15 protein-coding genes are annotated in these 17,824 nt (G+C 45.8%); all 15 read left to right on the forward strand.

What is annotated here, in order from left to right; all coding sequences use genetic code 11:
• Positions 1–105 precede the first annotated feature (105 nt).
• The 15 genes from dctA to ligA all read left to right on the forward strand — a co-directional run bounded on the left by dctA (position 106) and on the right by ligA (position 17,808).
• Complete coding sequence (gene dctA, locus CKK33_RS08475; protein WP_095703687.1) at positions 106–1,329, forward strand: C4-dicarboxylate transporter DctA; 1,224 nt, start codon at positions 106–108, stop codon at positions 1,327–1,329.
• Positions 1,330–1,624: 295 nt separating this feature from the next.
• Positions 1,625–2,500: a succinate--CoA ligase subunit alpha gene (gene sucD, locus CKK33_RS08480; protein WP_095703688.1), complete on the forward strand. Its 876-nt coding sequence runs from the start codon at positions 1,625–1,627 to the stop codon at positions 2,498–2,500.
• Positions 2,501–2,681: 181 nt separating this feature from the next.
• Positions 2,682–3,116 (forward strand): hypothetical protein, encoded by a 435-nt coding sequence (locus CKK33_RS08485; RefSeq protein ID WP_095703689.1) that lies wholly within the window; start codon positions 2,682–2,684, stop codon positions 3,114–3,116.
• A 153-nt stretch (positions 3,117–3,269) separates the two neighbouring features.
• Positions 3,270–4,784: a serine hydrolase gene (locus tag CKK33_RS08490; RefSeq protein WP_095703690.1), complete on the forward strand. Its 1,515-nt coding sequence runs from the start codon at positions 3,270–3,272 to the stop codon at positions 4,782–4,784.
• Between the two features lie 539 nt (positions 4,785–5,323).
• Positions 5,324–5,698 carry a methionine-R-sulfoxide reductase gene (locus CKK33_RS08495; protein WP_095703691.1) on the forward strand — a complete coding sequence of 125 codons (375 nt, stop codon included), beginning with the start codon at positions 5,324–5,326 and terminating at the stop codon, positions 5,696–5,698.
• A gap of 656 nt (positions 5,699–6,354) precedes the next feature.
• Positions 6,355–7,326 carry a ribonucleoside-diphosphate reductase small subunit gene (locus CKK33_RS08500; RefSeq protein WP_095705795.1) on the forward strand — a complete coding sequence of 324 codons (972 nt, stop codon included), beginning with the start codon at positions 6,355–6,357 and terminating at the stop codon, positions 7,324–7,326.
• A 44-nt stretch (positions 7,327–7,370) separates the two neighbouring features.
• Positions 7,371–7,733 carry a four helix bundle protein gene (locus tag CKK33_RS19890; protein ID WP_095703692.1) on the forward strand — a complete coding sequence of 121 codons (363 nt, stop codon included), beginning with the start codon at positions 7,371–7,373 and terminating at the stop codon, positions 7,731–7,733.
• Between the two features lie 45 nt (positions 7,734–7,778).
• Entirely contained in the window at positions 7,779–10,154 is a 2,376-nt protein-coding gene (locus CKK33_RS08510) for a ribonucleoside-diphosphate reductase subunit alpha (RefSeq protein ID WP_095703693.1), read from the forward strand.
• A 186-nt stretch (positions 10,155–10,340) separates the two neighbouring features.
• Positions 10,341–10,547 (forward strand): cysteine-rich CWC family protein, encoded by a 207-nt coding sequence (locus CKK33_RS08515; RefSeq protein ID WP_095703694.1) that lies wholly within the window; start codon positions 10,341–10,343, stop codon positions 10,545–10,547.
• Positions 10,548–10,705: 158 nt separating this feature from the next.
• A complete protein-coding gene (locus tag CKK33_RS08520) occupies positions 10,706–11,368 on the forward strand; it encodes a hypothetical protein (RefSeq protein ID WP_095703695.1) in 663 nt (220 codons plus the stop codon).
• A gap of 93 nt (positions 11,369–11,461) precedes the next feature.
• Positions 11,462–12,205 (forward strand): 3-oxoacyl-[acyl-carrier-protein] reductase, encoded by a 744-nt coding sequence (gene fabG, locus CKK33_RS08525; RefSeq protein WP_095703696.1) that lies wholly within the window; start codon positions 11,462–11,464, stop codon positions 12,203–12,205.
• Between the two features lie 100 nt (positions 12,206–12,305).
• Positions 12,306–12,560, forward strand: coding sequence for a DUF3253 domain-containing protein (locus tag CKK33_RS08530; protein WP_095703697.1), 255 nt, complete (start codon positions 12,306–12,308; stop codon positions 12,558–12,560).
• 20 nt (positions 12,561–12,580) lie between these two features.
• Positions 12,581–14,653 (forward strand): VWA domain-containing protein, encoded by a 2,073-nt coding sequence (locus CKK33_RS08535; protein WP_095703698.1) that lies wholly within the window; start codon positions 12,581–12,583, stop codon positions 14,651–14,653.
• A 120-nt stretch (positions 14,654–14,773) separates the two neighbouring features.
• Positions 14,774–15,619, forward strand: a complete 846-nt coding sequence (locus CKK33_RS08540) for an endonuclease/exonuclease/phosphatase family protein (RefSeq protein ID WP_095703699.1) — start codon at positions 14,774–14,776, stop codon at positions 15,617–15,619.
• A 170-nt stretch (positions 15,620–15,789) separates the two neighbouring features.
• Entirely contained in the window at positions 15,790–17,808 is a 2,019-nt protein-coding gene (ligA, locus tag CKK33_RS08545; protein ID WP_095703700.1) for an NAD-dependent DNA ligase LigA, read from the forward strand.
• The last annotated feature ends 16 nt before the right edge of the window (positions 17,809–17,824 follow it).

A 17,824-nucleotide genomic window follows, 5' to 3' on the forward strand; every position in this document is an offset into this window, starting at 1 on the left:
ATCAGAGATTAGTTAACCAGAGATTAGTGATCAGTTACAAAATACTATATTTATCGCTTAGCAACCAATACTAATCTCCAATCAACTAATCACTAATCTCTAACCATGAAACGCCTGCTATCTAATCTTACTTTTCAGGTTATTGTGGCTATACTGCTGGGAGTATTGGTGGGTTTATATTTTAAAGATTTCGCGCCAACTGCACAACTGATCAGCAAGACTTTCATCAGCCTGATCACCATGCTGATCGCGCCTATTATATTTTTCACCATCGTATTGGGCATTGCCGGTATGAGCGACATGAAAAAGGTGGGCCGTGTTGGCGGTAAGGCCTTGCTGTACTTTGAGCTGGTAACCACCCTGGCGCTGGTAATAGGTGTTACGGTAGCCAATATCATTAAGCCGGGCGCCAACTTTATTAATCAGCATGTTAAAGTTGACGCGGCCAAGCTGGCCGCTTACGAAAAAGCGGCGGCGGATATGAAATGGGGCGAATTTATCGCGCATATTGTACCAGGCAACCTGTTCAAGGCCTTCGCCGATGGCGACATTCTGCAGATCCTGTTCTTCGCCATATTATTTGGTTTCGGCCTGAGCCGGATGGGGCAGGCGGGGCAATCCGTTATCCAGGCGTTTGATAAGCTGTCTAAAGTGTTCTTCAATATTATGAAGATCGTGATGAAGGCAGCGCCCCTGGGCGCTTTCGGCGGGATGGCTTATACCATTAGTACTTATGGTATAAAAACCCTGCAGCCGCTGGCTATGCTGATGGGCTCGGTATACCTCACCATGTTCCTGTTCATTTTTGTGGTGTTAAACATTATTGCCCGGCTATTTAAGTTTAGCCTGTGGCAATACCTCAAGCACATTAAGGAAGAGATACTGATCGTTTTGGGTACTTCCTCCTCAGAATCAGCCTTGCCGGGGATGATGGAAAAGCTGGAAAAATTCGGCTGTTCCAAATCGGTTGTGGGCCTGGTGATCCCGGCGGGGTATTCGTTTAATTTGGATGGTACCACCATTTACCTGTCCATGGCTACCATTTTCCTGGCGCAGGTATTTAAGATAGACCTTTCGCTGGAGCAACAGCTTACCATTATCGGTATACTCATGCTTACCTCCAAAGGCGCCGCAGGGGTAACGGGCAGTGGTTTTATTGTGTTGACCTCCGCACTGGCAGCCATAAAAGTGATACCGGTTGAAGGCGTGGCTATATTACTGGGTGTAGACCGCTTTATGAGCGAGGCACGTGCCATAACCAACGTGATAGGCAATGGTGTAGCTACTATTGTGGTGGCTAAAAGTGAAGGGGAGTTTGTGGCTGTTTAGAGATCAGTGAGTGGTGAGTAGAGAGCAGGAACCGCGTTAGGGATTGCAGTGGATACCGGCCTTGTGCTTAATGCCTGCAGGCGTATGAACGGAAAGTCCGGGCCGAAGGCAACGCCCATATGGCTTTTACCTCATCTGCATAGGGAGGGTTATCCTATAACCACACTTCAGCACCTGTGCTACCTATCATTACGTATCAAAAGCCACATTTGTGTTAACATTTAAATTTACGTGGTAAAAGGGTTTCACATTCGGACAAAAACTTTAGATTTGCCCATACAAAAATCAAAAGCCGATGAGCGTTCTCGTAAATAAAAATTCAAAAGTTATCGTACAAGGTTTCACAGGCAAAGAAGGTACATACCATGCCGAGCAAATGATAGCTTATGGTACCAATGTTGTTGGTGGCGTAACACCTGGTAAAGGTGGCCAGAGCCATTTGGATAAACCGGTATTTAATACCGTGAAAGACGCGGTTGACCAAACCGGCGCCGATGTATCTATTATATTTGTACCGCCCGCCTTTGGTGCCGATGCCATTATGGAAGCTGCCGAAGCCGGTATTAAGGTTATTGTTTGTATCACCGAAGGTATCCCTACAAAGGATATGATAGAAGTGAAAGAATACATCAGCGATAAAGATACCCGTTTAATTGGCCCTAACTGCCCTGGTATCATCACGGCTGACGAGGCTAAGATTGGTATTATGCCGGGCTTTATCTTCAAAAAAGGTAACGTGGGCGTGGTATCAAAATCGGGTACATTAACTTACGAAGCGGTTGACCAGGTAGTGAAAGCAGGCCTGGGTATCACCACAGCTATTGGTATTGGCGGCGACCCGATCATTGGTACCCCAACCAAAGAAGCGGTAGAAATGCTGATGAACGACCCTGAAACGCATGGCATTATCATGATAGGTGAAATTGGCGGTGGCATGGAAGCTGAAGCTGCCCGCTGGATAAAAGATAATGGTACTAAACCAGTAGTAGGCTTTATTGCCGGCCAAACCGCTCCTCCGGGACGCCGTATGGGCCACGCAGGTGCTATTGTTGGCGGCGCTGATGATACAGCCGCTGCTAAAATGAAAATTATGCGCGAATGTGGTATCCGTGTGGTAGAATCACCTGCTGAAATTGGCGCTGCAATGGCAGAAGAATTAGCTAAGAAATAAGATTCAAGAACCAAGAATCAAGATAAAAGAATCCCGGTCAATAATTTGGCCGGGATTTTTTTGTTTATGCCGGGCAGTTTGCAGATAACCATCAGGTTAATGGGCTTTCTTTAAATGCTTGTTTTATTTCCTTTATAAACATTTTAGAGACGGTTGTGTTGTGAAAGGAAATAATCTAAACATGAAAACAAAATTACTGCTCTTGTTTATGGGTTTATCGATGGCCTTCCTGGGCTGCAAAAAAGATAAGGCCCCTGTAGACAAACTGGCCGATATCAAAAAGCAGATCATGGGTACCTGGCAGGTACAAAGTGTAACGGTTACCTATTATGATGCTTCGGGCAAAATAGTTAAGACCGATAATCAGGACGGAAACAACGGCGAGGTTTACCAATTTGTTAATGAAACTACGCTTAAACAGGTAGGCGAATTTAATGACAGCTACGCGTACAACCTCACCAACGTTAATAACAAGATCATGCTGAATGTATCAAACAATTCTTTTGAAGTTAATTTTTCCGGAAATAACTCCATGTCATGGTCAGAGCAGGAAACCTACCCGGATGGGGGTAGTTACACCAGTTCAACCAGGGTGATCCAGTTGATAAGAAAATAGCAAATTCAAAAGCCGGATAAATAGTTATCCGGCTTTTTGCATATAGTTACCCGTTGATGAAGGGGTATAGCATGAACAGTTGCAGTTTAAATAATTCCATAAATTTCTTTCAATTCAGGTACAGTCGCTTAAATTAGTGGAAACTCCCACTCTATGCGCAAATACCTGTTTTTGCTGTCTTTTGCAGTCGCTCCCGCTTTTGCCCAGTATCAACCCGCGAAGTTTACTGATGCCGACCGGCTCAGGAAAATTGAGGCCACTTTCCCGGTTATCGATAGCGTTTATAAACAACAGGCCGAAGCCATGCACATACCCGGCCTGGCCTATGGTATAGTAGTAGATGGTAAACTGATACACACAGGGAATACCGGGTATACCGATATCAGTAGCAAAACGCCCGTAGCCTCACAGTCTGATTTTCGCATAGCATCTATGACCAAGAGTTTTACGGCCATGGCCATCCTCAAACTGCGCGACGAGGGTAAACTGAAGCTTGACGATCCGGCATATGTGTATATCCCCGAAATGCGTAATAACCGGTATTTGACCAAAGATGCCGCCCCCGTAACCATCCGCCACCTGCTTACGCACTCGGCCGGTTACCCCGAAGATAACCCCTGGGGCGACAGGCAACTGGCCGTTACCGATGCCGAACTCATAGCTATTTACAAGAAGGGCGTTTCTTTCTCGCATAACCCCGGGCAGGGGTACGAGTACAGTAACCTCGGTTTTGCCACCCTGGGTTATATCATCAAAAAAGTAAGCGGTAAAACTTACCAGCAATATATCAATGAGTACATTCTTAAACCGCTGGGCATGACCCATACTTACTGGGAATACACTGCGGTGCCCAAGGATAAACTTGCCTATGGCTATCGCTGGCTGGATGGGAAGTGGGTAAAGCAACCGCTGCTGCATGATGGCGCTTACGGCGCCATGGGCGGCTTGATCACTACCATAGAAGATTTTAGTAAATATATGGCCCTGCACATGGATGCCTGGCCTCCGCGCGACGATGCGGAGAAAGGGCCCATCAAACGAAGCTCTATCCGTGAGATGCATTACCCCTGGGATGTTAGCTATCTTAATCAGTACTCATTAAACCCATCAAAGCCTTGTGCTTCGGTTTCGGCTTATGCTTACGGTTTACGTTGGGCTAAAGATTGCGAAGGTCGAGTATTTGTTGGCCATACCGGTGGCTTGCCCGGCTTTGGCAGCCAGTGGAACATGATGCCTGATTATGGCGTAGGTGTAGTATGTTTTGCCAATTTAACGTACGCAAACGCGGGCAAACTCAATAACATGGTGCTGGATACCTTGCTTAAACTATCCAACATCCAACCGCGCAAACTGCCGCCATCAAAAATACTTACCCAACGCCGGGATGAACTGGTGAAGCTACTGCCTAATTGGAGCAACGCGCAAGCCACCGGCATTTTCGCTGATAACTTTTTTATGGATTACTTCCCTGATAAGTTAAAGGCGGAAGCAACGGATATATTTACTAAGGCCGGTAAAATTGTGCGTGTGGGAGAGGTGGTGCCCGAAAATAACCTGCGCGGCTATTTTATACTCACCGGCGAGAAAGGCAAGGTAAAAGTATCATTCACACTTACGCCCGAGAACCCGCCGCTGATACAGGAGTACCATATAGGGTTGGTGGAGTAGAAACTGGATTTATGGGGTTAAGAAATGGTATGTTTCTGGCATTATGAGCGAGAGCGAAGAATCTAATGTAAGCTATTCAAGTAGTAGATTAGATGCTTCGTTCCTCAGCATGACAAACATTAATTAGTGTATTGTGATAAACTTAACGCAACCCAATAATGCGACATAGTGTAACGTGCGGGTGTACAAGCACTGCAATAGCATTAACGTTATAGCGCGTTACCAAGTCGCGACTTTTATTGATATATTGTTATTTAAATTGGCATCAATGAGCTCGCTGCCGCTCGGTTCTTTGGTTACTTTCTTTTGAGAGAAAAGAAAGTAACATCCACTGCCGACCCAAGTAACCACTGCTAATCCTAACGAAGAACCTGTGAAACTGCCAGGCTATCGCTCGAGATAATGCTTGAATAAATTCCCTCCGTCAACCCTTTGTAAACATCTCTTTACCAAACAATCTTAGGGAGGCGTTTGTCGTATATTTATGTATGAAAGCATAACGCTTTTACTTAATACAATTCATTTATTTATTAGATACTATGGCATACAACCAGCTCACCCCCGAAGAAGAGTACGTAATACTGCATAAAGGAACCGAAAGGCCGTTTACCGGAGATCTGCTAAACAATAAGGCCCAGGGTGTATACGTTTGCAAACGCTGTGATACGCCGCTATACAAGTCGGAAGATAAGTTTGAATCATTTTGCGGCTGGCCCAGCTTTGATGATGAGATACCCGGCGCCGTTAAAAGGGTAACCGATGCCGACGGGCGCCGTACCGAAATACTTTGCGCCAACTGCGGCGCTCACCTGGGCCACGTTTTTGAGGGCGAGTACATGACCCCTAAAAATACGCGCCATTGCGTCAACTCCATTTCCATGAAATTTGTACCTGTTGACCAATTGAAAAAATAAGTAAATAAGCTAAACACCGGGACACCAAAAACTATCCCCGCGGTTGTAAAAGCCGGCGGGGATTTTTTCTTTTTCCACATTATTATTCTGTTAAGAATTTGAAAATAAATTGTTGTGTTAGGTGGTTCAAAAACCGCGTTTTTAGAGCCCTTTACCTTTGAGTTTTAGGGCTGTTTATAACGTGTGGAAATTGCACAAACGCCGATGTATTTTTGTTTTGATAAGCAATATTTTTTGTTGCGATCAGCGTTAAACGGTTGATGTTTAAATGCTTAAAATTTTCAGGTAGATACAATAATCCCAATGTCATCTTACCGATTGTGGACAACTTATACGGGATGTTAAAAACTTAGACTATCTCTTAATAGCCTGATGCCCTATCTTTGAATCACAAGTTCTTTCAAGGCTATCTGTATTACCGGTAACCTGCCGGCAAAATTTGAAATAAGTCACCTTAAACGTGGCTTAGAACGTGCAACTAAATAACCAGTTGGAGTAGGGAAAGAGGGGATTGAAATTAAGCGAGTAATATGCGCAGGTCGGTACCGACTGCTAAACTTTTTTAACTCGCTGTGGTAAACGTGTCTGCCGTTGGCAAGCAGGTAAAAATTGAAAGAGAACGGACAACGGAGCTATTAAATAATTATAAAGAGGCAATGCAAGAGGAAACCGAATTACTGTTAAAAGAGAACAAAGACCGCTTTGTTATCCTGCCGATAAAATACCCGGCGATATGGGAGATGTATAAAAAGTCTGAAGCCAGTTTCTGGACGGCAGAAGAGATAGACCTTTCTGACGACCTTAAACATTGGGAGAGCTTAAACTCGGGCGAAAGACATTTTATATCGCACGTATTGGCGTTCTTTGCGGCAAGCGACGGTATTGTGAATGAGAACCTTGCAGTGAACTTCATGAGCGAAGTGCAGTTGCCAGAGGCGCGTTGTTTTTACGGTTTCCAGATCATGATGGAGAACATCCACTCTGAAACCTACGCGTTGCTGATAGATACTTACATCAAAGATCCGGTTGAGAAAGACCGCCTGTTCCATGCCATTGAAACCGTGCCTTGCGTAGGTAAAAAGGCAGAATGGGCGCTTCGCTGGATAAATAACGGAACTTTTGCAGAGCGTTTGGTAGCGTTTGCCGCGGTAGAAGGTATCTTCTTCTCAGGTAGTTTCTGCTCTATCTTCTGGTTAAAGAAACGTGGTTTAATGCCGGGTTTAACCTTTAGTAATGAGTTGATCTCCCGCGACGAAGGCTCACATTGTGAGTTTGCCTGTTTGCTTTATAGCATGCTGGACAACAAACTTAGTAAAGAGGCCGCTACAGCCATTATTACCGATGCCGTAGAAATTGAAAAAGAATTTGTGACCGATGCCTTGCCGGTTAACCTGATAGGGATGAACGCCAAACTGATGCAGCAATACATTGAGTTTGTTGCCGACAGATGGCTGGTTGAATTGGGTTACGATAAAGTATACAACGCAACCAATCCGTTTGATTTTATGGAGATGATCAGCTTGCAGGGTAAAACCAACTTCTTTGAAAAACGCGTTGGCGACTATCAAAAAAGCGGCGTAATGAATAGCGCCGAAAGCAAATCATTCTCCTTGGATGAAGACTTTTGATTGGTGAGTAGGCAATAGTCAATGGTGAGTAGGAAACAGCGATAATGTTTTTACAATTAGGGCATACAAAGTTAGATGCGTACCAAATAACAAGGCAATTTGTAAAAGAATGTTATTTAGCTGTAAACCAGTTTCCCATTGAAGACAAATACATACTAACACAACAAATAAAACGGGCTGCCCTATCTGTTCATTTAAATTTAGCAGAAGGTAGTTCGAGGAAATCTGATCTGGAAAGGAAGAGATTTTACGAGATAGCAAGAGGATCGATCATTGAGATCGATGCGGCGCTGGATATAGCATCAGATTTGGGTTACTGTACAGTAGAACAACTGAACAAATTGGGTGAGAAGCTCATCCAATGTTTTAAATATCTAAGCGCTTTGATAAACAAATTAAGTATATAACAAGAGGACAAATAATTCACTACTCACCATTCACATTTCACCAATATGTTTGTAGTAAAAAGAGACGGCAGAAAAGAGTCGGTTAAATTCGACAAGATCACAGCACGCATTGAGAAGCTGTGCTACGGGTTCAACCTGGTTGACCCGATTGATGTGGCAAAAAAAGTAATTGAGGGTTTATTTGATGGTGTTACCACCTCCGAGCTGGATAACCTTGCAGCTGAGACAGCGGCGTCGTTAACCACCAAACACCCTGATTATGCTTTGCTGGCATCGCGTATCGCGGTATCCAACCTGCATAAAAACACTACCAAGTCGTTCTCTGAAACCATGAAACGCCTTTATGAGTACGTTGACCCTAAAACAGGCAAAAGCGCTGCTCTGCTGGCCGATGATGTATACGAGATCATCCAGGCAAATGCCGACATACTGGATAGCAGCATCATTTATGACCGCGACTTCGGTTTTGATTACTTCGGTTTCAAAACCCTTGAAAAATCATACCTGTTAAAGCTGGATGGTAAAATTGCCGAACGCCCTCAGCACCTGTTTATGCGCGTATCTGTTGGTATCCACAAAGAAGATATCGAAAGCGCCATCAAAACCTACAACCTGATGAGCGAACGCTGGTTTACGCACGCAACGCCTACTTTATTTAACGCCGGTACTCCAAAACCTCAAATGTCATCATGCTTCCTGTTAACCATGAAGGATGACAGCATCGAAGGTATCTATGATACGCTAAAACAAACTGCCAAAATATCACAAAGCGCGGGTGGTATTGGCCTGAGCATACACAACGTGCGTGCGACCGGTTCATACATCAGTGGCACAAACGGTACCAGCAACGGTATTATCCCAATGCTGCGTGTGTTTAATGATACCGCCCGTTATGTTGACCAGGGTGGCGGTAAGCGTAAAGGTGCTTTCGCTATCTATTTAGAGCCTTGGCATGCAGATATCTTCGAGTTCCTGGATCTGCGTAAGAACCACGGTAAAGAAGAAATGCGCGCACGTGACCTGTTTTATGCCCTTTGGGTATCAGACCTGTTCATGAAACGCGTTGAGGCTAATGAGGACTGGAGCCTGTTCTGCCCGCACGAAGCACCAGGTTTAGCTGATTGCTTTGGTGCCGAGTTTGAAGAATTATACACCAAATACGAAAGAGAAGGCCGCGCACGCAAAACCATTAAAGCGCAGGAGCTTTGGTTTGCCGTGTTAGATTCACAGGTGGAAACCGGTACGCCTTACTTGTTGTATAAAGATGCCGCTAACGGTAAATCAAACCAGCAAAACCTGGGTACCATCAAGAGTTCAAACTTATGTACCGAAATTATCGAGTACACCTCTGCCGATGAAGTTGCGGTTTGTAACCTGGCTTCATTAGCATTGCCACGTTTTGTTATCGATGGTAAGTTTGATCACCAGAAATTATATGATGTTACTTATCAGGCAACTTTGAACCTGAATAAGATCATTGATCATAACTTCTACCCGGTGGTAGAGGCAGAGCGTTCAAACCTGCGCCACCGTCCAGTTGGTTTGGGTGTGCAAGGTTTGGCTGATGCTTTTATCCTGCTGCGTTTACCTTTTGAGAGCGACGAAGCAAAACAACTGAACAAAGAAATATTCGAGACCATTTACTTTGCTTCCATGACCGCTTCTAAGGACCTGGCTATAAAAGACGGCCCGTATGAAACGTTCAAAGGTTCACCACTGTCTCAAGGTAAATTCCAGTTCGACCTGTGGGATGTTAAACCGGCAAGCGACCGTTGGGATTGGGAAAACCTGCGTTTGGATGTAATGAACCACGGTGTACGTAACTCATTATTAGTTGCGCCAATGCCTACAGCTTCAACCTCACAAATTTTGGGTAATAACGAGTGTTTTGAACCATATACTTCAAACATTTACACCCGCCGTGTATTAAGCGGAGAGTTTGTGATAGTGAACAAACACTTGTTGAGAGACCTGGTTGACCTTGGCTTATGGAATAACACCATGAAAGACAGGATCATTGCAGCGAACGGTTCTATCCAGGATATCGCGGAGATACCTGCCGATATCAAAGAACTGTACAAAACCGTATGGGAAATTAAGATGCGTAACATTATAGATATGGCAGCCGACAGGGGTGCTTATATCTGCCAGTCGCAGTCGCTTAACCTGTTCATTAACTCGCCAAACGCGTCTAAATTAACTTCAATGCACTTCTACGCATGGAAGAAAGGCCTTAAAACAGGTATGTATTACCTGCGTACACAGGCAGCATCGCAAGCGGTTAAGTTTACAGTAGAGAACCAGGGCGGTAAAAACATGGAAGCCGTTATACCGGAAGTTGTTGGTAATACCAGCGAAGAGGAAATGCCGGCAGGCCCAACCTGTTCAATGGAAGAAGGTTGCGTTACCTGCTCTGCATAATTTCGCCTAATTTCAGTCGATAGAAAATAGTCCATAGACCATAGTCATTTATAATGGCTATGGTCTTTTTACGTTTAGGTGATAGGGTTTTAACCTTATTGTTTTATCATTGTCTATAGTTCATGGTCAATAGACCATAGCTTTTTTCTTACTATGGTCTATTGACTATTAACCATTAGCTCAAGCATGCTCACCTCCGCCAAACACGAGATCATCCATTGCGAACGCTGTAGCAAGCCGTTTGAGTGCAAGGCTAATGCCTACACCAAATGCCAGTGCAGTACGGTGCAGCTTACCATTAATGAGGTGCAGTATGTAAGCGAACTGTATGATGGCTGCCTGTGTGCCAACTGCTTACTGGAGTTGCAGAAAGAGTATCAGGAAAGTTTGTAGAAATTTTTTTTCTCTTTTGTAAAATCCACATTTTCATTATTTTCGGGCAACAAATAAAAAAGCTATTCTTTATCACAACCATGTGCTTTTATCCCCCACGCGTTCCCCTGTTACGGGTTTGCCTTGCCTTTTTGGTTTTAACAGCAATTTTTTCATCAATGGCCACTGCGCAAAGCCGCAGAACACAAGGCATAGGTGCCGATGGCGATATGCTTAGCGGCAGCAACCACAGCAGTAGCAGCAGTTTTGTACGCGAGGATGGATGGATGCTGGCCTTAACCGGCGGCTACGAAAGCCCCGACAAAAACCTGCGTGATATCTACAAGGCTACTCCTGTATTTGGCCTTACCCTTACCAGGGCTAAAAATCACTGGCTGTTTTCGGGAAGTGTGGATTACCGCTCTTACCAGCCCAAGCAATCAACCTTTGTTGTAAACGACGATTATTTAGGTACCTACAACGTGTCATACAGTAACTTCAGGGGCATAGGTTTATACGCCGGTGTAGCGTATGACCTGCAGGTGAACGATATATTTGATGCTTACTTAGGTGCCAATATAGGCTCGGTGTTTATTAAAGAAATCAGCGATATGCAGTTTGCCGACGGCAGTGCCGAAAGGATCGAACTGAAAAACTCACTTAATTACCTGGGGCCAAAGCTGGGTTTAAATTTCGCGGCGGGTACTAATCTGGGTATCGGGGTAGAGGGCCGCTATGGCTTAAATGTTACCGGTTTTAATTCCAACACCCGTACCGGTACTGAGGTGTATAAGGGTTTCAGCGCGGCATCGGCCAACCTGGTGCTTACCTATTACTTTTAAACGGATTTAGTCCGTTTAGCGCGCGGCGAATACCCTTTTCGCGTTTCGCACATTATCCCTATCTTCACGCACGCAAAAAATCATACTTAAATTATGAAATTGTTAGAAGGAAAAACCGCCCTGGTAACAGGTGCGTCAAAAGGAATAGGCCGTAAAATTGCCGAGAAATTTGCCGAGCATGGCGCCAATGTAGCTTTTACCTATTTATCATCGGTAGAAAAAGGGCAGGCCCTGGAGCAGGAACTGCAAAGCTTTGGCACTAAAGTAAAGGGTTACCGCAGCGATGCCTCTAAATTTGATGAGGCCGAAAAGCTGATCAATGATATAGTGGCCGATTTCGGCGCTTTAGATATTGTGGTGAACAACGCCGGTATCACTAAAGATGGCCTGCTGATGCGCATGACCGAAGAGCAGTGGGATGAAGTATTGGACGTTAACCTTAAATCCATCTTCAACGTTACCAAAGCCGCCTCAAAGATCATGATGAAAGCCCGCAAAGGAGTTTTCATTAACATGAGTTCGGTAGTAGGTGTGCAGGGCAATGCCGGACAGGCCAACTACGCGGCTTCAAAAGCGGGTATCATCGGCTTCTCCAAATCGGTAGCCAAAGAATTGGGTTCGCGTAATATCCGCACCAACGTGGTAGCGCCGGGCTTTATCCGTACGGAAATGACCGATGTGTTAGACCCTAAGGTGGTAGAAGGCTGGGAAGCCAATATCCCGTTAAAACGTGCCGGTGAGGTTGACGATGTGGCTAATGCCTGCGTTTTCCTGGCATCAGATATGGCAGCTTATATTACAGGACAGGTAATCCCGGTTGACGGCGGTATGCTTTAAGCTTAAGTCAAAATTCAAAATTAAAAAGTCAAAAGTCGCGGGTGCGGCTTTTGACTTTTTTGTTTAAGAACTATCGTAAGCTTGGCCTGTTTGATTTTTAATGGCTAATAACGTAATAAAAGAAACAATCCTCTCTATGTCGGCGCAGCGGGCTCCTGATAAAACTGTTTGCCCGAGTGAGATAGCGCGCGCTATGTTTCCGCAGGATTGGCGCAAACACATGAAGGAAGTAAGGGCTGCGGCTGTTGAACTGCAACAAGCCGGTAAAGTAGAGATCACTCAAAAAAGTGAACCGGTGGATGTGAACAATATAAAAGGCCCTGTTCGTATTAAATTTATCGCTCCCCGCTCATAATAATTTCGCATTTTGCAGTCATGTCAATAACCTGGGGTGCTGTTTCGGGCTGGTGGTCGCCGCTTTGTGTGGTGCTGGGCTTGCTGTATGCCTGGGTCATGTACCGTCAACCCTTGCTGTTAACCAAAGGGCTGCGGTATGGCCTGTTTGCGCTGCGCACGTTAGCGGTAAGCCTATTGGCTTTGCTGTTGTTATCGCCGCTGGTAAAAACAGTAACCCGCACACCGCAAAAGCCGCTTATCCTCATCGCGCAGGACAACTCCGAATCTGTTAACAGGTTTTCTCCGCCAAATGTTGCGGCAACTACCGTGAACAAGTTGGCAAAGCTTAAGAGCGAACTGGGCAATAATTTCGACGTGCGGGAATTTAACTTTGATAAAGAGCTGCGTGATGGGCTCAGCCGGAACTTCGCCGGTAAACAAACTGATATAGCAAACGTGCTGAGGCAGTTGAACGAGCGTTTTGTTAACCAGAATGTAGGTGCCATAGTACTGGCTACCGATGGCTTATACAACAGAGGCGCGGACCCTGCCTATGAGGCCCGGAATATAAAAGCAAGTATTTATACCGTAGCTCTTGGCGATACCGTTCCCCGCAGGGATATATTGATCAGTAACATCAATTATAATAAAACAGCATTCCTGGGTAACGATTTTGAAGTGGAAGTAGCCCTTAACGCTTACCAGGCAAAAGGCCTGGTTACCAAACTTACGGTTACAGAAGATGGCAGGCCGGTAGCGCAAAAAGATATCGCTGTAAACTCCCCGGCGTTTAACCAAACGGTTGCGCTCAAACTCAACGCCGATAAAAAAGGCATACGCAAGTTTACCTTCTCGCTATCTCCGGTTGCTAATGAACTATCTGCGGCCAACAACACCGAAACCATTTATGTGGAAGTGCTGGATGCACGGCAAAAGATACTGTTGGTGTATGATGCCACCCATCCGGATATCAGCGTAATTAAACAAGCTATTGAAAGCAACCGTAACTTTGAGGTAAAAAGCGTGCAAACAAGTGACCTGCAACCAGGGCAAACGGCAAACTATACCGCGGTTGTACTTTACCAGTTACAGGCAGGGAGTTATGTAAAGCTGAAACCATTGTTGCAAGGAAAAATACCGTTGTGGTTTATAGGAGGTACGCAGGCAGATCTGCAGGGCTTTAACCAGGCCCAAGGTGTAGTAAACATCGGCGCTGCAAGGAGCGAGAGCCAGGAAGTGTTCGCGCAGGCGCAGCCGGGTTTTTCGGCTTTTACCCTGAGTGATTCTACCTTGAACAAACTGGAGCGTTTTCCGCCCCTGCTGGCGCCGTATGGCAGTTACCAAACAGGTGGCGGCGCACGGGTACTGCTCAGGCAAAAGATCGGTAGTGTGGTTACCGCTTATCCGCTTTTAGCTTTCAATGAGCAGGACGGCCGTAAGGTAGGAGTACTCACGGGCGAGGGCCTGTGGCGCTGGCAACTGGCCGAGTACCGGCAGTATGGTAACCACAACGCCACTAACGAGTTGCTGAGCCAAACTATCCAGTACTTAACGGCCAATGCCAACAGGCAGCGTTTTAGGGTTTACCCGGCAAATAATGTTTTTGATGAAGGCGACAACATCCTTCTGAATGCCGAATTATATAACGACGCGCTTGAACTGGTAAACACGCCCGATGTGAAATTGAGCCTGAACGACACCCGTGGTAAAAATTATAGCTTTTTATTTACCCGCGCAGGGCAAAGCTACCAGCTTAACGCGGGCGCCCTACCGGCCGGTACTTACACCTATAACGCCGTTACACAATTGGGCGGGCAGCAGTTTAAGGCAAACGGACAATTGGTGGTAAAACCGCTTAATCTGGAAACACGCCAGAGCGCCGCCGACCACCGCCTGCTGCGCCAGATGGCCAGCCGTGCCGGTGGTAAGCTACTGTACCCGGCACAACTAAATGAGCTGGCCGGCCTCATTAAAAAGGATGAGAACATCAAAACCGTTGTTTATGAAGATAAACGCTACCACGACCTCGTTGATATGAGATGGTTGTTCGTGCTGGTATTGATCCTTATAAGTACAGAGTGGTTCTTGAGGAAGAGAGCAGGAGAAATATAATAATACATTTGTCATGCTGAGGAACGAAGCATCTGTCGCCAACAAGTAGGTGCTGAATTAGATTCTTCGCTACGGCTCAGAATGACAAATTGTTTCCAAAAACAGTATACTTGCAACACTATGAAAAAGACGTTATCCCTTCTCTTAGCTTTTGTGTTGTGTGCCGGTTTTGGCTACGCGCAGCAAAGACAGCTGAACATTGCCACCTACAATTTACGTAACGCCAACCAGGGCGATTCAACTGCCGGGAATGGCTGGGGCCAACGCTTCCCGTGGGCGGCCAAATTGATGCTGTTCCAGGATATTGATATTTTTGGTACGCAGGAACTAAAATACCACCAGATAACCGACCTGACCGATAGCCTGCCCGGTTACAAATGGTTGGGTGTGGGTCGCGATGATGGTAAAGTTGGCGGCGAGTTTTCGGCCATATTTTATAAATCAACCCGTTTCCAGGTGTTAAAGCATGGCGATTTCTGGCTGTCAACCGTTACCGACAGGCCCAACAAAGGCTGGGATGCCGCCCTGCCGCGGATTTGTACCTGGGCGCAGTTCAGGGAAATAAAAACGGGCTTTACGTTCTATTTCTTTAACCTGCATATGGACCATATCGGCGTGGTTGCCCGTCGCGAGAGTGCTAAGCTTATCCTGCAAAAGGTGAAGCAAATGGCCGGTAACACCGCCACCATCCTTACCGGCGATTTCAATGTAGACCAAACATCAGACAGCTATGCGGTGATCAATAATTCCGGCGTGTTAAAAGATACCTATGTATTATCGCCCCTGAAAATGGCACCGAACGATACCTTTAATGATTTTAATGCCAGCACCGCGGGCGATAAGCGCATCGACCATATCTTCGTGACCAAAAACTTTAAAGTGCTGCGTTACGGCATCCTGACCAATACCTACCACGGCCGCACCCCATCAGACCATTACCCGGTTGAGGCGGTTATAACGTATTAATAAATACCGAACATCGAATGTTGAATAATGAATATAGAACCCAACTTCGTTATTCAACATTCGAAATTCGTTGTTCATTATTAATTCTGACCGATTGAAGTTTGGGTACTTTTTTTTCTTCTATGGTCTATGGACTATCGACTATGGACTAAATAATCTATCTTCGTTTCATGTCGCCCACTGAAGCAAAAGACCGTATACAGGCGCTTACTGCCGAACTTAAAAAGCACAACTATAACTACTATGTGCTGGCTATGCCCACCATTTCTGATTATGATTTTGATCATAAACTGAAGGAATTGGATAAGCTGGAAAAGGAATTCCCTGATTTTGCAGACCCTGATTCGCCCACGCAGCGGGTAGGCGGCGAAGTAACCAAGGAATTTGTTACCGTAAAGCACCGCTGGCCCATGCTCTCTTTAGGCAATACCTACAATGAGCAGGAACTGGTCGACTTTGACCAGCGCATCCGTAAAGCCATTGGCGATAATTTTGAGTACGTGTGCGAACTCAAGTTTGATGGCCTGTCCATGAGCCTCACCTACCAGGATGGTAAACTGGCCCGTGCGGTAACCCGTGGAGATGGGACCCAGGGCGATGAAGTGACCACTAACGTACGCACCATCCACACCATCCCTAAGAAATTAATAGCAGGGAGCAATTATCCCGATCTGTTTGAGATACGCGGCGAGGTGTTTATGCACCGCAAAGCTTTTGAGCGTTTAAATAAAGAACGTGTAGATAATGGCGAAGTGCCGTACGCCAATCCCCGCAACTTTGCATCGGGCACTATTAAGCTACAGGATTCGGCGGAGGTAGCCCGCCGCCCGCTGGATTGTTTCCTGTATGGCTTATATACCGAGAAACAACTGTTTAAAACCCATTGGGAAAGCCTGCAGGCGGTTAAAGAGTGGGGCTTTCATGTGGATGACCATAGCCGGCTATGTTCTGATATAAAAGGTGTGCTGGATTTTATTAATCATTGGGACACCGAACGCCATCATTTAAGTTATGATATTGACGGCATCGTTATCAAAGTAAATAATTACTCGCAGCAGCAGGAACTGGGCTTTACGGCTAAATCGCCCCGCTGGGCCATATCTTATAAATTTAAAGCCGAGAGGGTAGAGACCGAATTATTGGCGGTTACTTATCAGGTGGGCCGTACGGGTGCAGTTACGCCTGTGGCTAATTTGAAACCGGTTTTACTGGCCGGTACTACCGTTAAACGTGCCACCCTGCACAATGCCGATGAAATTACCGAACGCCTTAAACTGCACGAGCATGATACGGTTTATGTGGAGAAAGGCGGTGAGATCATCCCTAAGATTATCAGCGTAAACCTGGATAAACGCAAGCCAGGCGCCGAGGCTATTAAATATGTTACCCATTGCCCCGCGTGTGATACGCCATTGCTGCGCACCGAAGGCGAAGCCGCGTGGTATTGCCCTAACGATGAAGGCTGCCCACCGCAGATAGTAGGTAAGATACAGCATTACATCGGCCGCAAGGCCATGAACATAGATGGCCTGGGCGACGAAACCATCGTAACCTTATATAACCAGCATTTTGTTCGCCACATTAGCGATCTGTATGATCTGGAGCAGCATGCACCGGAACTAAAGCAAATGGGCAGGTTTGGAGAGAAATCCATCAATAACATGCTGGAGGGTATCGAAAAATCGAAACAACAACCGTTTGAAAAAGTGCTTTTTGGCCTGGGTATCCGCTATGTTGGCGAAACAGTTGCCCGTAAACTGGTAGCTCATTTTAAAAATATCGACAGGCTAATGGCCGCCACCGTTGAAGAGTTGACCGCTGCCGAAGAGATAGGAGAACGCATTGCCCAAAGTATCACCGAATACTTTGCCGATCCCGGGCACCGCCAGGAAATAGAAAAACTGCGCCAAAAAGGTTTACAATTTATTGCCGAAGAAAAGGAAGTGGTATTGGCGAGCGATAAGCTGGCAGGTAAGAACTTCATTATCTCGGGTACGTCTGAAAAATACTCGCGCGATGAGTTGAAAGATATCATTGAGCAAAATGGTGGTAAAATACTAAGCAGTATATCGGCTAAACTCAATTACCTTGTGGCCGGCGAAAACATGGGGCCATCAAAATTAGAGAAGGCCAATAAATTAAACATCCCTATCATCAGCGACGAAGAACTGATGGCTTTACTAAAATAACATCTATCCAAAAACA

Origin of the sequence: Mucilaginibacter sp. MD40 (assembly GCF_002288635.1) — a bacterium.
Taxonomy (GTDB): Bacteria; Bacteroidota; Bacteroidia; order Sphingobacteriales; family Sphingobacteriaceae; genus Mucilaginibacter.

Bases quoted from the DNA above. Each gene is read 5' to 3' on its own strand.
- CKK33_RS08520 (WP_095703695.1), top strand. From the start codon at position 10,706: ATGGCCACTGCGCAAAGCCGCAGAACACAAGGCATAGGTGCCGATGGC.
- CKK33_RS08530 (WP_095703697.1), top strand. From the start codon at position 12,306: ATGGCTAATAACGTAATAAAAGAAACAATCCTCTCTATGTCGGCGCAG.
- CKK33_RS08535 (WP_095703698.1), top strand. From the start codon at position 12,581: ATGTCAATAACCTGGGGTGCTGTTTCGGGCTGGTGGTCGCCGCTTTGT.
- CKK33_RS08500 (WP_095705795.1), top strand. From the start codon at position 6,355: ATGCAAGAGGAAACCGAATTACTGTTAAAAGAGAACAAAGACCGCTTT.
- fabG (WP_095703696.1), top strand. From the start codon at position 11,462: ATGAAATTGTTAGAAGGAAAAACCGCCCTGGTAACAGGTGCGTCAAAA.
- CKK33_RS08540 (WP_095703699.1), top strand. From the start codon at position 14,774: ATGAAAAAGACGTTATCCCTTCTCTTAGCTTTTGTGTTGTGTGCCGGT.
- CKK33_RS08495 (WP_095703691.1), top strand. From the start codon at position 5,324: ATGGCATACAACCAGCTCACCCCCGAAGAAGAGTACGTAATACTGCAT.
- CKK33_RS08510 (WP_095703693.1), top strand. From the start codon at position 7,779: ATGTTTGTAGTAAAAAGAGACGGCAGAAAAGAGTCGGTTAAATTCGAC.
- CKK33_RS08485 (WP_095703689.1), top strand. From the start codon at position 2,682: ATGAAAACAAAATTACTGCTCTTGTTTATGGGTTTATCGATGGCCTTC.
- CKK33_RS08515 (WP_095703694.1), top strand. From the start codon at position 10,341: ATGCTCACCTCCGCCAAACACGAGATCATCCATTGCGAACGCTGTAGC.
- CKK33_RS08490 (WP_095703690.1), top strand. From the start codon at position 3,270: ATGCGCAAATACCTGTTTTTGCTGTCTTTTGCAGTCGCTCCCGCTTTT.
- CKK33_RS19890 (WP_095703692.1), top strand. From the start codon at position 7,371: ATGTTTTTACAATTAGGGCATACAAAGTTAGATGCGTACCAAATAACA.
- dctA (WP_095703687.1), top strand. From the start codon at position 106: ATGAAACGCCTGCTATCTAATCTTACTTTTCAGGTTATTGTGGCTATA.
- sucD (WP_095703688.1), top strand. From the start codon at position 1,625: ATGAGCGTTCTCGTAAATAAAAATTCAAAAGTTATCGTACAAGGTTTC.
- ligA (WP_095703700.1), top strand. From the start codon at position 15,790: ATGTCGCCCACTGAAGCAAAAGACCGTATACAGGCGCTTACTGCCGAA.